Source organism: Streptomyces sp. 3MP-14 (assembly GCF_006334905.2).
Classification (GTDB): Bacteria; Actinomycetota; Actinomycetes; order Streptomycetales; family Streptomycetaceae; genus Streptomyces; species Streptomyces triticirhizae.
This window is the reverse complement of sequence record NZ_VDLZ02000009.1, coordinates 264,343-279,077: the sequence shown is the minus strand read 5'-3', so window position 1 is coordinate 279,077 and position 14,735 is coordinate 264,343. Positions and strand designations below refer to the sequence as shown.

Annotated in this window: 12 protein-coding genes and 1 pseudogene; 9 read left to right on the top strand and 4 right to left on the bottom strand. The window is 73.4% G+C overall.

Annotated elements, in window-relative coordinates:
• Positions 1-137: 137 nt before the first annotated feature.
• Positions 138-1,736, top strand: a complete 1,599-nt coding sequence (locus FH609_RS17280) for a beta-N-acetylhexosaminidase (protein ID WP_139668489.1) — start codon at positions 138-140, stop codon at positions 1,734-1,736.
• Positions 1,737-1,800: 64 nt separating this feature from the next.
• On the opposite strand, the gene FH609_RS17275 is transcribed toward FH609_RS17280, so the two are convergent.
• Complete coding sequence (locus FH609_RS17275; RefSeq protein ID WP_139668487.1) at positions 1,801-2,931, bottom strand: FAD-dependent oxidoreductase; 1,131 nt, start codon at positions 2,929-2,931, stop codon at positions 1,801-1,803.
• Between the two features lie 104 nt (positions 2,932-3,035).
• Here FH609_RS17275 and FH609_RS17270 point away from each other — a divergent pair, with 104 nt between their 5' ends.
• Positions 3,036-3,755 carry a TetR/AcrR family transcriptional regulator gene (locus FH609_RS17270; protein WP_139668484.1) on the top strand — a complete coding sequence of 240 codons (720 nt, stop codon included), beginning with the start codon at positions 3,036-3,038 and terminating at the stop codon, positions 3,753-3,755.
• A 7-nt stretch (positions 3,756-3,762) separates the two neighbouring features.
• Here FH609_RS17270 and FH609_RS17265 read toward each other — a convergent pair whose 3' ends face one another.
• From FH609_RS17265 to FH609_RS17255, 3 genes are all read right to left on the bottom strand, one after another.
• Positions 3,763-4,422, bottom strand: a complete 660-nt coding sequence (locus tag FH609_RS17265) for a VanZ family protein (RefSeq protein ID WP_139668482.1) — start codon at positions 4,420-4,422, stop codon at positions 3,763-3,765.
• Between the two features lie 72 nt (positions 4,423-4,494).
• A complete protein-coding gene (locus tag FH609_RS17260) occupies positions 4,495-4,749 on the bottom strand; it encodes a hypothetical protein (protein ID WP_139668480.1) in 255 nt (84 codons plus the stop codon).
• The gene (locus FH609_RS17255; RefSeq protein ID WP_139668477.1) at positions 4,695-5,654 is read right to left on the bottom strand and encodes an SPFH domain-containing protein; all 960 of its coding nucleotides are present in this window, start codon (positions 5,652-5,654) and stop codon (positions 4,695-4,697) included. The genes FH609_RS17260 and FH609_RS17255 overlap by 55 nt, the downstream gene beginning before the upstream one ends.
• A gap of 477 nt (positions 5,655-6,131) precedes the next feature.
• Between FH609_RS17255 and FH609_RS17250 the strand changes: the two are divergent.
• From FH609_RS17250 to FH609_RS17220, 7 genes and pseudogenes are all read left to right on the top strand, one after another.
• Positions 6,132-6,674, top strand: a pseudogene (locus tag FH609_RS17250) (RNA polymerase sigma factor); the annotation flags it as partial.
• A 459-nt stretch (positions 6,675-7,133) separates the two neighbouring features.
• On the top strand, positions 7,134-8,504 hold the full coding sequence (locus tag FH609_RS17245) for a DUF6716 putative glycosyltransferase (protein WP_139668475.1): 1,371 nt from the start codon (positions 7,134-7,136) through the stop codon (positions 8,502-8,504).
• 82 nt (positions 8,505-8,586) lie between these two features.
• Complete coding sequence (locus FH609_RS17240) at positions 8,587-9,825, top strand: N-acylneuraminate cytidylyltransferase (protein ID WP_139668472.1); 1,239 nt, start codon at positions 8,587-8,589, stop codon at positions 9,823-9,825.
• Positions 9,822-10,754, top strand: coding sequence for an N-acetylneuraminate synthase family protein (locus FH609_RS17235; RefSeq protein ID WP_139668470.1), 933 nt, complete (start codon positions 9,822-9,824; stop codon positions 10,752-10,754). The genes FH609_RS17240 and FH609_RS17235 overlap by 4 nt, the downstream gene beginning before the upstream one ends.
• A 47-nt stretch (positions 10,755-10,801) precedes the next feature.
• Positions 10,802-11,878, top strand: a complete 1,077-nt coding sequence (locus tag FH609_RS17230) for a hypothetical protein (protein ID WP_139668468.1) — start codon at positions 10,802-10,804, stop codon at positions 11,876-11,878.
• 372 nt (positions 11,879-12,250) lie between these two features.
• Positions 12,251-13,450: an amidohydrolase gene (locus tag FH609_RS17225; RefSeq protein ID WP_139668466.1), complete on the top strand. Its 1,200-nt coding sequence runs from the start codon at positions 12,251-12,253 to the stop codon at positions 13,448-13,450.
• 191 nt (positions 13,451-13,641) lie between these two features.
• A complete protein-coding gene (locus FH609_RS17220) occupies positions 13,642-14,682 on the top strand; it encodes a BMP family lipoprotein (RefSeq protein WP_139668464.1) in 1,041 nt (346 codons plus the stop codon).
• Positions 14,683-14,735: the final 53 nt, after the last annotated feature.

Here is a 14,735-nt window from a genome sequence, read left to right as displayed (position 1 = left end):
GGCCGGGTATGGTCCACCGGCCGCGCACATGGTATCGACGCGTTTCGGCCGGCTTGGCCCGGGGGGCTGTGGGGGCGATAAATCCGGCATCCCTGTCATCCGTTTGCCAGCTGATGACCAGCGGTTACCTTCGGAATATGCGACAAGCGCCCTGGCGAATAGCCGCACTGGCCGGAGCGGTGGCGTTGATCGCCGTGGCCCTGGTCCTCACGGCCACCAGCCCCTCCGGAGACCCCCACGACTCCGCCGGCACCCGGCAACCCCGAGGCGTCGGCGAGTCCCCCGCGACCCCCCTGCCCACCGGGCCCAACGAGGCGCCCCGCACGGTGCCCTCGGTCCGTTCCTTCGAGGAGGCGCCCGGGCCCGGCTGGGCCCCGGCCGACTCCACCCGGGTGGTCACCGACCCGGACGGGCCGCTGACCGACGAGGCCGACCGCCTCGCCGACGAGCTGGACGTCGAGCGCTCCGACGAGGACCCGGGCGCCGGTGACGTCGAGCTGGTCCTGGACCGCGACGCGGACTGCGGCGCCGAGGGATACCGGCTGGAAACCGACGACCAGCGGGTCACCATCACCGCCGAGACGCCGGCCGGCGCGTTCTACGGCACGGTCACGCTGACCCAGGCCGTGCGCGACCAGGGCGGCATCGCCCAGGGCACCGTCGAGGACCGGCCCGACCGGCCGCAGCGGGGCCTGAGCCTGGACATCGCCCGCAAGCACTACGACGCCGAGTGGATCGAGGCGCGGCTGCGCGAGATGGCGGAGCTGAAGCTCAACCAGCTCCAGCTCCACTTCAGCGACGACCAGGGCTTCCGGATCGAGAGCGAGTCCCACCCCGAGGTCGTCTCCGAGGACCACCTCACCAAGGACCAGGTGCGCGACCTCATCCGACTGGCCCAGTCGCTGCACATCGATGTGATCCCGGAGATCGACTCCCCCGGACACCTGGGCGCGGTCCTCGCGGCGCACCCGGACCTCCAGCTGCGCGAGCGGGACGGCAGCGCGACGCCCGGCGCCATCGACATCGCCAACCCGGACGCCGGGGAGATCGTGGACGACCTGCTGCGCGAGTACGCGGAGCTGTTCCCCAGCGACTACTTCCACCTGGGCGGCGACGAGTACGCGGCGCTCTTCAAGAGCGACCCGGACGCGGCCTACCCGGGCCTGGCCGAGGCGGCGCGGGAACGGTTCGGCGACGACGCCACCGTGACCGACCTGGCCACCGGCTGGCTCAACGACCGGGCCGACGCCGCCCGCGACGCCGGCAAGACGCCGCAGGTGTGGAACGACGGGATGCACGCCGGCGGCGAGGTCCAGCCCGACCAGGAGCGCGAGGTGACCTACTGGACCGGCCGGGAGGTCGGCGCGAGGGAGCCGGTGGAGTACCTGGAGGGCGGCTGGCCGCTGATCAACATGAACTCGGAGTACCTCTACTACGTGCTCGGCGAGCCCAACCAGTTCACCTATCCGACGGGTGAGCGGATCTACGAGGAGTGGACGCCGGACGTGGTGCGCGGCAGCGAGCCGGTGCCCGAGGAGTTCCGCAACGCGGAGGACGTGCCGGGCGGGCGGTTCGCCGTCTGGGGCGACCTGGCCGACGCGCAGACCCAGGAGGAGGTGGCCGCCGGCATCGTCGGGCCGCTGCGGGCGGTGGCCCAGAAGCTCTGGGACCCGGCCCAACCCGAGCTGGACTGGGCCGAGTTCACCGAGCTGGCGGACCGGGTGACGGCGGGCTGAGCCCCCCGGCCCCGGCCCCGGCCCCGGCTCAGGCGGCGTCGGTTCAGGCGGCGGCGGCCCCGGCTCAGGCGGCGGCGCCCGTGAACATGGCCAGCAGGCCGTGCGGGGCGTCGTCGTCGCGGCAGACGAGACGGAAGACGTCCGCGCCCTCGGCCGCCGCCTCGGCGCTGCGGGCGAAGAGGTCGCGCTCGTAGGCGGCGAGCGCGGCCTCCACGTCGTCGGGGTGCGCGGCCAGCGCCCGGCCGAGTTCGGCGCCGTCGAGCATGGCCAGGTTGGCGCCGTCGCCGGACGGCACCATCAGGTGCGCGGCGTCGCCGAGCAGGGTCACGCCGGGGACCCGCGCCCAGCGGTGCCCGGCCGGCAGGGTGTGGATCGGCCGGCGGATCGGCGCGCCGTCGCCCTCGGTGATCAGCGCCCGCAGTTCCGGCGCGAAGTCGTCGAACTCGGCGGCGATCCGGGCGGCGGCGGCCTCGGCGTCGGCGAAGTCGATGCCGTCGAACCAGTCCAGCGGCTTGTTGAGCGCGATATAGGCGTGCAGCGTCCCGCCGGCCTCCCGGTGCGCCTGGATGCCTCGGCCCGGCGCGAGCGCGTGCAGCGAGCCGCCGCCGACGGCCTCGGCGGTGGCCGGGTGCCGGGCGTCGCCGTCGTGCAGGAAGGTCTCCACGAACGTGGTGCCGACGTAGGCCGGCTTCGCGTCGGAGAGCAGCGGGCGCACACGCGACCAGGCGCCGTCGGCTCCGACCAGCAGCTCGGTGGTGACGGTGGTGCCGTCGGCGAAGGTCACCTCGTGGCGGCCGCCGCCCAGGGCGCGGACCGACCCGACCTTGTGGCCCCAGCGGACGGTGCCGGGCGGCAGCGCGTTGAGCAGGACCTGCCGCAGCCGGCCGCGCATCACCTCGGGGCGGATGCCGACGCCGTGGTCGGGCTCGTCGAAGAGAACGGTGCCGGCGCGGTCGAGGACGCGGGTCCCCTCGTGGCCGGCGAGCACGATGGCCCGGAACTCCTCGGTGAGGCCGGCCGCTTCGAGGGCCGGCTGGCCCGAGTCGTCGTGGATGTCGAGCATCCCGCCCTGGGCGCGCGCCGTGGGCGAGGGCTCCGCCTCGTAGACGGTGACGGGGATGCCGTGGAGGTGCAGCACGCGGGCCAGCACGAGGCCGCCGAGTCCGGCGCCAACGATGGTGACGGGGGTGTTCATCGGTCTCCTTCCGCTCGGGACGGACCGTCCGGAGGGCGGCCAAGGGTTGGAACGTCGTTCCAGTCCCATGGTGGAACGACGTTCCAGATGTGTCAAAGTGAGGTATGGCACCACGCACCCGCAGAACGGAACGGCGGGCCGAGGCGCTCAGCCGGGAGCGCATCGTCGAGGCCGCCGTCGAGCTGCTCGACTCGGCCGGCGAGCGCGGCCTCACCTTCCGGACGCTGACCGAGCGCCTCGCCACCGGCCCCGGGGCGATCTACTGGCACGTGGCGAACAAGGGCGAACTGCTCGACGCCGCCACCGACGCGGTGCTCGCCGCCGCGCTGACCCCGACCCCGGGGCGCGCCGACGCGGCCGACGCGGCCGACGCGCCGCGCGCGGAGATCCACGCCGTCGCGCTCGGCCTCTTCGACACGATCGACGCCCACCCCTGGCTCGCCGGCCGCATCGCGGCGCAGCTCTCCCTCAGCCCGTGGCGGTCGGTGGCCCCGCGCGTGCTCGAAGCCCTCGGCCGGCAGGTCGCCGCGCTCGGCGTGCCCGAGGCCCACTGGTTCACGGCGACCTCGGCGCTGATGCACTACATCCTCGGCGCGGCCGGGCTGAACGCGGCCAACGCCAGGACGGCCGCGCCCGAGACGGACCGGGGCGCGGTCCTCGACGCCACCTCCCGGGCGTGGAAGGAACTCGACGCCGGCGCCTACCCGTTCACCCGGGCCGTCGCCGACCAGATGCGCACCCACGACGACCGGGCGGAGTTCCTCGCCGGCCTCGACCTCGTCCTGGCCGGCATCGCCGCCCGGTACCCGCCCGCCGAGCGCTGACGTCGGCTCAGGCGCGGCCGGGCGGCGGCTGCTCGGCGTCGCGCCGGGTCCAGCGGTGCCACCAGTGCGCGCGGCGCGGGTGGAGCGCCCGCCCGAGGCGGCGGCCGACGGGCAGGTAACCGAGCAGCGCGCCCGAGGTGTTGAGGATGACGTCGTCGACGTCGAACGCCCGCCCCTCCACGATCGAGCCCTGCGCCGCCTCGACCATCACCATCACCAGCGCGGTCAGCAGCGTCACCCGCGCCAGCCCGCGGAAGCGCGGGAAGAGCATCGGCAGCAGCACGCCGAACGGCACGCCCAGCACCACGTTGCCGCCGATCTGGCGCAGCGACTCGAACCAGTCGGGCTGGTCGAGGTAGGTGGCGATGGAACGGCCCGGCCGCAGGTTGGTGTGGATCAGCTCGGCCGAGCCGGGCGAGGGGACCAGCGTGACCCGGGCCAGCGCGACCGCGAACGCGACCATCAGCACCAGGGCGCAGCCCAGCACCAGCCAGCGCGCCAACACCGGTCCCGCGCCGGGGCGTTGGAGGAGCGGGGCCCGGACGCCCGGGGCGTCCGGGGCCGGCTCGGCGGCCGGTGCCGTGGCGGGCTCGGTCGGCCCGGTGGCGGGCTCGGCTGCCTGCGGCGCTTCGCTTCGTGGTGAACGGAAGCGTGGGAAGGGTGCCATGGTCCGTTCCCCTCTCGGTGGGCGAGAAGTGTGAACGGTCGCTTACCCGGGGGTGGCGGCGGCACGCCCCCTCTACTCCGCCGGCGGGCGGCCCCGGCGGGCCGGGGGGCGGGCGTCGGACGGCAGGCGTCCTGCCTCCCGCAGGGCCCGGCGGAGCAGATAGTCCACCTGCGCGTTGGTGCTGCGCAGCTCGTCCGCCGCCCAGCGCGCCAGCGCCTCGTGCACCGCCGGGTCGAGGCGGAGCAGCACCTGCTTCCGGGCGGGCCGCCCGGTCACTGGTACAGGGTCCCGGTGTTCAGCACGGGCTGCGGCGCGCGGTCGCCGCACAGGACGACCAGCAGGTTGGAGACCATCGCCGCCTTGCGCTCCTCGTCCAGCTCGACCAGATCCAGCTCGCTGATCCGGCCCAGCGCCGCCTCGACCATGCCGCAGGCGCCCTCCACGATGGTCTCGCGCGCGGCGACCACGGCGCCGGCCTGCTGGCGTTGCAGCATGGCCGAGGCGATCTCGGGCGCGTAGGCGAGGTGTGTGAAGCGGGACTCGATGATCCGCACCCCGGCCGAGCTGACGCGGGCGGTCAGTTCGGCGGCGAGCTTCTCGGTGATCTCCTCGGCGTTGCCGCGCAGCGAGAGCACGTCGTCGCCCGGCGCGTCGTACGGGTACTCGATGGCGATGTGCCGCACCGCCGACTCGGTCTGGGTGGCCACGAACTCGACGAAGTCGTCCACCTCGAAGCTGGCCTGGGCGGTGTCCCGGACCTGCCAGACGATCACGGCGGCCAGCTCGATCGGGTTGCCGTTGGCGTCGTTGACCTTGAGCACGGCGGTCTCGTGGTTGCGGACCCGGGTGGAGATCTTGGCGCGGGTGGTCAGCGGGTTGACCCACCGCAGGCCGTCCCTGCGGATGGTGCCCACATAGCGGCCGAAGAACTGCACCACCCTGGCCTCGCCGGGGGCGACCATGTTGAGCCCGCTCATCAGGAAGAGCGAGCCCAGCAGGACCACCGCGCCGAGCACCAGCGCGGTCACCCCGAGGCCCACCCGGCCGTCCCCGGCCATGACCCCGCCCACCGCGATCCCGCCCCCGCCGAGCAGGACGCCGAGGAAGGTCAGCAGCAGGGCCAGCCCGCCGGGGATGCTGTGCGCCGGGGTCTCCCGGATCGACGGCTCGGGCAGGTCGGGCAGTTCGGGAACGGCCGTGGTCGGTCCGGCCGGGGTGTCGCGTCGCGTCATGGTCTCGTCTCCGTTCTAGCAAAGTGCTATCACTTTAGCCGAAGGGTAGCGGCGTCAGGAACCATGGGGACACCGGCAGGGACCACAACCGACCATCCGACGCGAAGAAGCGGCGGGGAAGTCGAGAAGATCGAAGAAGAACGAAGACAAACGAAGGAGAACGCGAGACCGCGCGGGCGAAAGGCGTGAGAGCGCTGTGCGACCTGGTGCGTTCGGGGTTCGGCTGGGCAGCCACGCTAAGACAGCCGGGGCCGCCACCCCCCACAGGAGAGACCCCGGCTGTCCGCCGGACGCGGGCCCGACCGGGCCCGATCCGTACTTCCTTCTGCGCTTCGGGCGTGGTTTCCGTTACCGCGTGGATACGGCCGGATGCGCCATGGACGAGGTCGCCGGGGACGCGTAGCGTTCAGGACCGAAGGACAGACAGTTACCACCGAGGGAACGAGTGTGCGGCGCGACGCCGCAAAGGGGGCGGGAGTGCAGGGGGCAGACTGCGAGCTGACCGAGGCGGTGCGTGCCGCCCAGGGGGGCGACGAGGCCGCGTTCCGCGCGGTCTTCCGCGCCGTGCATCCACGGTTACTCGGCTATGTGCGGACCATCGTGGCCGAGCCCGACGCGGAGGACGTCACCGCCGAGGCGTGGCTCCACATATCGCGCGACCTCGACCGGTTCGAGGGTGACGCGGACCGCTTCCGGGGCTGGGCCGCGCGAATCGCGCGCAACCGCGCGCTGGACCACCTCCGCGCCCGGGGGCGCCGCCCCCGCGAGTGCGGCACCGACGAGACCGCGCTCGTCGACCTCCCGTCCTCCGCCGACACGGCCGAGGAGGCCATCGCCGCGCTCGGCACCAGCAGGACCATCGAGCTGGTCGCCGAGCTGCCGCAGGAGCAGGCCGGCGCCGTGATGCTGCGCACCCTCTTCGGGCTGGACGCCAAGCGGGCCGCGCTGCTGCTCGGCTCGCGCCCCGGCGCCGTGCGCACCGCCAACCACCGGGGGCTGCGCCGCCTGGCCGAGCTGGTGGAACGCGCCTGACCCGAACCGCCGCCGGCCGGTGTGTAACGCAAACGCGGGCTACGGCGCAGTAAGAAGCAGGCCGACTGGTCATCGGCCGACAGGGGCTCAACCCGGAGGTCCCCCCCGTACCTCAGGGAGCCCCAGGCGCGGGCGGGGTGGTTTTCCCCCAGCCCCGCTCGCGCCGCCCTTGTCTCTTCCGCGAGGGGCCGCCAAAGCGGCCCCTTTTCTGTTTTCCGGTTTCTCTTTTCCCGTTACCGCGTCTCCGCCCCCGAACAATTCCCCGAGGCGGCTCGACCCCCGGGTGAACACCGCGCGGAAATACGGCTCCCACAAGGTGAACAACGACGTTCCCACAGGTGAACGGGGCGTCTCCCGAGGTGAGTTCGGGTTTCTGTGTCGCGCTGTTAACGCCGTGTTGTGGCTGAGTTGGTCCGCGACTCGAAACGGCTGCCTAACGTTCAGAACGTGTCCGATTCATCCCCCGCCGCCCTCCGCGTTGCCGTGCTGGCGGACTCCGACACCCGGTGGAAGTGGGGCGCCCTGACGGCGCTCCGCATAGCCCCCGGGGCCGCCGTCCACGGCTTCCTGCTCTGGGGCCGCGCCACGCCCACCCAGCGGCAGCTGGCCGAGGTGGGGGCCGAGGCCGACGAGCTGACCGAGGTCAACGCCGTCGAGTTCCTCGCCGAGCAGGGCCGCAGGGCCGCCGCCGGGGACCCGGCGCTGCCCCCGTTCGACGTGCTGGTCCTCGCCTGCGTCGGCGGCACCACCCAGGCCATGCTGCACGGGCTGGCCCGCGTCTGGGACGGCGTCGAACGCCGCCCCGCCGTCGTCACCGGCTATGTGGGCGTCGTCTACGAGAAGCTCTCCGACGGCCTGCTGCTGCGCCACGGCGCCGACCTGGTCCTCGCCAACAGCCCGTACGACGAGCGCCGGTTCCGCGCGATCTACGACGGGGTCGGCGCCGGCAGCGCGTCCGTCACCCCGTGCGCCCTCCCGTTCCTCGGCGGCACCCGCTACGACCCCGGCCCCGCCGAGCGCGGCGAGCGGCCCACCCGCGTCGTCTTCGCCGTCCAGCCCTCGGTGCCCGAGGGGCGCGCGGAGCGCTCGTACCTCCTGGGCCGCGCCATGGCGCACGCCCGGCGCCACCCGGAGCGCGAGGTGGTGCTCAAGCTGCGCAGCAAGCCCAGCGAGCACACCACCCACATCGAGGAGCTTCCCTACCAGCGCCTCGCCGAGCGCCAGAAGGAGGAGTGGCCGCCCAACTTCCGCCTCGCCTACGGAAACATGGGCGAGGTCCTGGACGGCACCGACCTGCTGGTGACGGTCTCGTCGACGGCCGCCCTGGAGTCGCTGGAGCGCTCCATACCCACCGCCGTCCTCACCGACCTCGGCGTCCGCGAGCCGCTGGGCAACCACTACTTCATCGGCTCCGGCTGCCTCGCCTCCTGGGACGAGATCGACGACGGCGCGCTGCCGACCGCCGACCCCGACTGGCTCGCCGACCAGGGCATCACCCGGGACGCCGCCGGCGTCGAGACCGGCTTCGCCACCGCGCGCGGCCGACTCGCCGCCCTGCTGGAACGACGGGCCGGCGCCGGACTGCCGCCGCTGGCCCCCTACTACACGCCGCGCACCGCGCCCGGCTACCTGCCCCGGCTGCTGGCCCGCCACGGCCTCGACCCCAAGGGCGAGCCGCTGGCCGACCAGCCGACCGCCGCCGCCGAGGCCGGCCTCCGCGCCGCCTCCCGCAAGCTGCTGCGCCGCACCGCGCGCGGCGCCTACCGCGCCGGCGCCCAGCGCGTCGCCCCCCTGATCCGCCGCTGGGGGCAGCTGTGAACGCGCTCCCGCCGAGCACCGCACCCGCGAGGGAACACCCCGCGACCGAACACCCCGCGACCGACCAACGAAGGCGTGAGCCATGAGCACAGTGCTGGCCGTGATCCCCGCGCGCGGGGGCTCCAAAGGAGTCCCCGGCAAGAACCTCGCGCCCGTCGGGGACGCCCCGTTGATCACCCGCGCGGTGCGGGAGTGTCGGGCCGCCCGGCTGCTGACCTCCGTGGTCGTCTCCACCGACGACCCCGGCATCGCCGCCGCCGCGCACGCCGCCGGCGCCGAGGTGATCGAACGCCCCGAGGACATCTCCAGCGACACCGCGACCAGCGAGGCCGCCGTCCTGCACGCCATGGGCGTCTACGAGGAGCGCCACCGGGTCCGGGTCGACGTCGTGCTGCTGGTCCAGTGCACCAGCCCGTTCCTCAGCCGCGAGGAGATCGACGGCGTCGCCGCCGCCGTGCTCGACGGCGCCGACACCGCGCTGACCGTCGCCCCGTTCCACGGCTACGTCTGGCGGGAGGCCGCCGCCACCGGCGGCCACGGCGTCAACCACGACAAGGCGTACCGCCCCCGCCGCCAGGACCGGCCGCAGGACCTGCTGGAGACCGGCGCCGCCTACGCCATGCGGGCCGACGGCTTCCGCGCCGAGCGGCACCGCTTCTTCGGCCGCACCGAACTCGTGCGCGCCGACCCCGCGCGGGTGTTGGAGATCGACGACCCGCACGACCTGGCCCGCGCCCGCGCGCTGGCCCCGCTGCTGGACGGCGGGCGGAACGCCATAGCCACCGGTCGGCCCGCCGACCAGGAGAGCTACGCGCGCTTCCCCCACTTTCCCGACTATCTGCCCACCCGCGCCGACGTGGACGCGGTGGTGCTCGACTTCGACGGCACCCAGACCGACGACCGGGTGCTCGTCGACTCCGAGGGACGGGAACTCGTCTCGGTCCACCGAGGCGACGGGCTCGGCATCGCCGCCCTGCGCCGCGCCGGGATGCCCCTGTTGATCCTGTCCACGGAGGAGAACCCGGTGGTCGCCGCCCGGGCGCGCAAGCTGCGCATCCCGGTGATGCACGGCGTCGACCGGAAGGACCTCGCGCTCAAGCAGTGGTGCGAGGAAGCAGGAATCGCCCCGGAGCGCGTGCTCTACGCGGGCAACGACGTCAACGACCTGCCGTGCTTTCACCTGGTCGGCTGGCCGGTGGCCGTCGCCTCCGCCCACGACGTCGTGCGCTCCGCCGCCCGCGCTGTCACCTCAGCGCCGGGCGGGGCGGGCGCCGTCCGCGAGATCGCCTCGTGGCTCCTCGGAAAGGAACTGACAGCATGACCGCAGGAAACCGGCTCCGTCAGCTCGGCGACCGCATCGTGGGCCCGGGCCGCCCGGTCTACATCACGGGCGAGATCGGCATCAACCACAACGGCGAGCTGGAGAACGCCTTCGCCCTGATCGACGCCGCCGCCGAGGCCGGCTGCGACGCCGTGAAGTTCCAGAAGCGGACCCCGGAGATCTGCACCCCCCGCGACCAGTGGGACATCGAACGCGACACCCCCTGGGGCCGGATGACGTACATCGACTACCGGCACCGCGTCGAGTTCGGCGCCGACGAGTACCGCGCCATCAACGAGTACTGCGTCAAGCGCGGGCTGCACTGGTTCGCGTCGCCCTGGGACACCGAGGCCGTCGCGTTCCTGGAGGACTTCGACGTCCCCGCCTACAAGGTGGCCTCCGCCTCCCTCACCGACGACGAACTGCTGCGCGCGCTGCGCGCCACCGGCCGCACCGTCATCCTCTCCACCGGGATGTCCACGCCGCAGCAGATCCGGCACGCGGTCGAGGTGCTCGGCAGCGAGAACATCCTGCTCTGCCACGCCACCTCCACCTACCCGGCCAAGGCCGAGGAGCTGAACCTGCGGGTCATCCACACCCTCCAGGCCGAGTACCCCAACGTGCCCATCGGCTACTCGGGCCACGAGACCGGCCTCCAGACCACGCTGGCCGCCGTCGCCCTCGGCGCGGTCTTCGTCGAGCGGCACATCACGCTGGACCGCGCCATGTGGGGCTCCGACCAAGCCGCCTCCGTCGAGCCGCAGGGCCTGACCCGGCTGGTGCGCGACATCCGCACCATCGAGGAGTCCCTGGGCGACGGCGTCAAGCGGGTCTACGAGAGCGAGTTGGGCCCCATGAAGAAGCTGCGCCGGGTGCGGGGCGTGGTCGCCGAGCGCGCCGAGAACGCCCCCGAGCCCGCCTCGGTCTGACCGGCCGGCCCGGCCGAAACCCGACCACAGGGGTCACGGAGAGGTCCATGAGCGCATCCCAGACCAGGACAGCCGAGCCGATCGAGGCGGCGGAGACGCTGGCCTTCGCCGAGAGCCCCGTCCAGCTGCTCAACATCCTGGAGTGGGCCAGCGCCTCCGAGCCGGGCCGCTGCGCGGTGGTCGTCCTACCGCCGCGCGACCCCACCACGCGCGGCCAGCTGCGCCGGATGGCGCGGCTGGCCCGCGAGTCGGGCCACCAGGTCCGCTGGCAGGAGGCGCGCGGCGGCGCGGGTGCGCCGCCCAGGACGCTGGCCGCGCTGGCCGGGCCGCTGCGCCGGGCCCGCCGGCTGGTGGTGGGCGACCCGTTCTCCCGCTACCTCCAGCTGCTGCTGTCGCTCAGCCGCCCACGCGACATCGTGGTGGTCGACGACGGCACGGCGACCATGGAGTTCGTCTCCCAACTCGCCAACGGGGAACGGCTGGTGCGCTGGCACCGGCCGTCCTCCAGGGGCGCGGCCGGGCTGCTCTTCGCGCCGGTCGCGCGCCGGGCGGTGCACCGGCTGAGCCCCGCGCCCGGGCGCACGGTCGAGATCTTCACCTCGATGCCGGTCCGGCCCCTGGAGGGGGTCACCGTCACGGAGAACGCGTTCCCCTGGACCCGGCAGCACTTCGGGCAGCCCCGGGTCACCCGGGGCGCCGACCTGGTCGGCACCTCGCTCGTCGAGACGGGCGTGCTGCGGGAGGACCGCTATCTCGCGGCCGTCACGGACCTGGCCGAGCAGCACGGGGTGACCCGCTACTGGGCCCACCGCAGGGAGAGCGCGGAGAAGCTGCGCAGGCTCGGCGAGCACGCCGGCGTCGAGGTGATCCGCCCCGACCTCCCCCTCGAACTGGTGGCCAGGCGGGGGCCGATAGGTGACACGATCCTGAGCTTCCCGTCGACGGTGGTGCACACGCTGCCCAGGGTGCTGGCCGACACCCAGGTCAGGGTGCTGGTCTGTGACCTGGCCGAAGGGTGGTTCACCGACCGGGTCACGGCCCGCGCCAGCGGGTTCCTCTCCGCGGTGACGGCGACGGCCCGAGGCACCCACGGCCTGGTCTCCCTCCCGGCCCCCCAACCCTGACGGAAACGCTCCGCAGTCGACCACGCGCCGTGGCCCTCCCTGATCCGTTGTCGTCCGCCCCCCGCCGCCCATACTTCGCGCAGTTCCCCGCGCCCCTCAAGGGCCCACCGGCCCCAGGGGCGCGGGGAACTGCGCGGGCAACCGACGACGACCCGCAGTCGACAACGCACCCGCACCACCCCCGAACCGCCGTCGTCCCCGAAAGCGCCGCAGGCAACTTCGGGCAAGATCAGGGCAATCGCGCGCAAGCGCCGATAAGAGAGCACTCATACCCAGTCGTCAGACGACTCAATCGGCGCTCAACGCTTCCGTTGCGTGAACTTTGCATGATCCACGGCACATCGAGGTCTGAACGGGGCTAACCTCGGTCCCGTGAGTGATCTGCTGTCCCCGGAGTCCACCCCCACGACGCTCGACGACGCGCTGCGTGCGGAGCTGATCGCCTTCCGGCGCGACCTCCACCGGCACCCCGAGCTGGGGAACCAGGAGGTACGCACCACGGCCGTGATCAAGGAGCGCCTGGAGCGGGCCGGCCTGGCCCCCCGCGTCCTCGACACCGGCACCGGCCTGGTCTGCGACGTCACGCCACCCGGGGCCAGGGGTGAGATGCTCGCGCTGCGCGCCGACCTCGACGCGTTGCCCATCCCGGACACCAAGACGGTCTCCTACCGTTCCACCGTCCCCGGCCGCGCCCACGCCTGCGGGCACGACGTGCACGCCACCGTCGTGCTCGGCGCCGGCCTCGTGCTGGCCAGGCTGGCCGCCGAGGGCCGGCTCACCCGCCCGGTGCGGCTGATCTTCCAGCCGGCGGAGGAGGTCCTGCCGGGCGGCGCGACGGACGCCATCGAGTCCCGCGTGCTCCAGGGCGTCGGCCGCATCCTGGCGCTGCACTGCGACCCGAAGGTCGAGGCCGGCCGGATCGGCCTGCGCACCGGCGCGATCACCTCCGCCTGCGACCGGATCGAGATCAGCCTCGCCGGCCCCGGCGGCCACACCGCCCGCCCGCAGCTGACCACCGACCTGGTCACGGCGGCGGCCAAGGTCGTCACCGAGGTGCCGGCGCTGCTCAGCCGCCGCGTCGACACCCGCGCCGGCCTCGCCGTCACCTGGGGCCGGCTGACCACCGGCCACGCGCCCAACGTCATCCCGCAGACCGCCGAGCTGTCCGGCACGATGCGCTGCCTGGACCTGGACACCTGGCGGCAGGCGCCCGACCTGGTGCACGCGGCCGTCGACGAGGTGGCCACGCTGTGGCGGGCCAAGTCCGAGATCCAGTACATCCGGGGCGTTCCCCCGGTGGTCAACGACCCCGAGTCCACCGCGCTGTTGGCCGACGCGATGACCGCCAGGTTCGGCGCGGCCGCCGTGGAGTCCACCGAGCAGTCGCTGGGCGGCGAGGACTTCTCCTGGTACCTGGAGCAGGTGCCCGGCGCGATGGCCCGCCTCGGGGTCCGGCCCAGGGGCGACACCTCGACGGCCGCCCGGGACATCCACCAGGGCGACTTCGACGTGGACGAGCACGCCATCTCCGTCGGCGTCGACCTGCTGACGGCCGCGGCCCTCCTCGGCTGAGGAGCTGATCATGACGGTGAACGGGTGGTCCTGGAACGTGACATGGGCCACCCGTCAGTGTTGCGTCCACGTTGCCTTAACACCGATCTGATAACGGGCCGGAACGATGGCTGCCACCCTGTTCTACGCGCGTTACGATCGGCCCAACAGCGCCGTAAGAGGCGCTTTCACACCCGAAGGGATCGGTCCTCTTGCGCCGCGTATCAAGGTTCGCAGCAACGGTCGCCCTCGCCGCGACGCTGGCCCTGACCGCCAGTGCCTGTGGGGAGAGTTCGACCGAGTCCAACGAGAACGAGAACGAGGGAGAGAAGGGGCCCGGCATCGCCTTCGACGTCGGTGGCCGCGACGACCACTCCTTCAACGAGTCGGCCGCGACCGGCGCCGACCGCGCCGGCGAGGCGTTGGGCATCACCCCCGAGTTCCAGACCGCGCGCAACGGCGAGACCAACGCCGACCGCGTGCAGCGCCTCACCGGCCTGGCCAACGCCGGCTACAACCCGGTGATCGGCGTCGGCTACCTCTACGGTGACGCGATCGCCGAGGTCGCCGCCGAGTTCCCCGACACCACCTTCGGCGTGGTGGACGCGGCCCCCGAGGGCGAGAACATCTACAGCATGGTCTTCGCCGAGCACGAGGTGTCCTACCTCGCCGGCGTCGCCGCCGCCCTCAAGTCCGAGACCGGCCGGGTCGGCTTCATCGGCGGCGTGGACAACCCGCTGATCCAGAAGTTCGAGGCCGGCTTCGTCCAGGGCGTCGCCGACACCAACCCGGACGTCGAGGTCGAGGTGGACTACCTCTACGCCGACGACGACCGTGGCTTCGCCGACCCGGCGAAGGCCAGCGAGAAGGCCAACGCCATGCTCGGCCGGGACGTCGACGTCATCTACACCGCCGCCGGCTCCTCCGGCTCCGGCTCCATCGAGCAGGTCGCCGGCGTCGAGGGCGCCTGGGCGATCGGCGTGGACTCCGACCAGTACCAACAGCCCGGCCTCGCCGAGTACCAGGACTCCATCCTGACCTCCGGCGTCAAGCGGGTCGACGTGGCCGTCGAGGACCTCATCACCGCCGTGCACAACGGCGAGGCCCCGTCCGGCATCCACGAGTACACGCTGGCCGAGAACGGCGTGGAACTGGCCACCTCCGGCGGGTTCATCGACGACATCCAGGACGAGATCGACGCCGCCACCGAGCGCATCGTCAACGGCGAGATCACCGTCGCCAGCACCCCGTGACACCCGCCGGCGCCCGCGCCCCCGCCCCACGCCGGGGCGGACGGCGCGGGCGT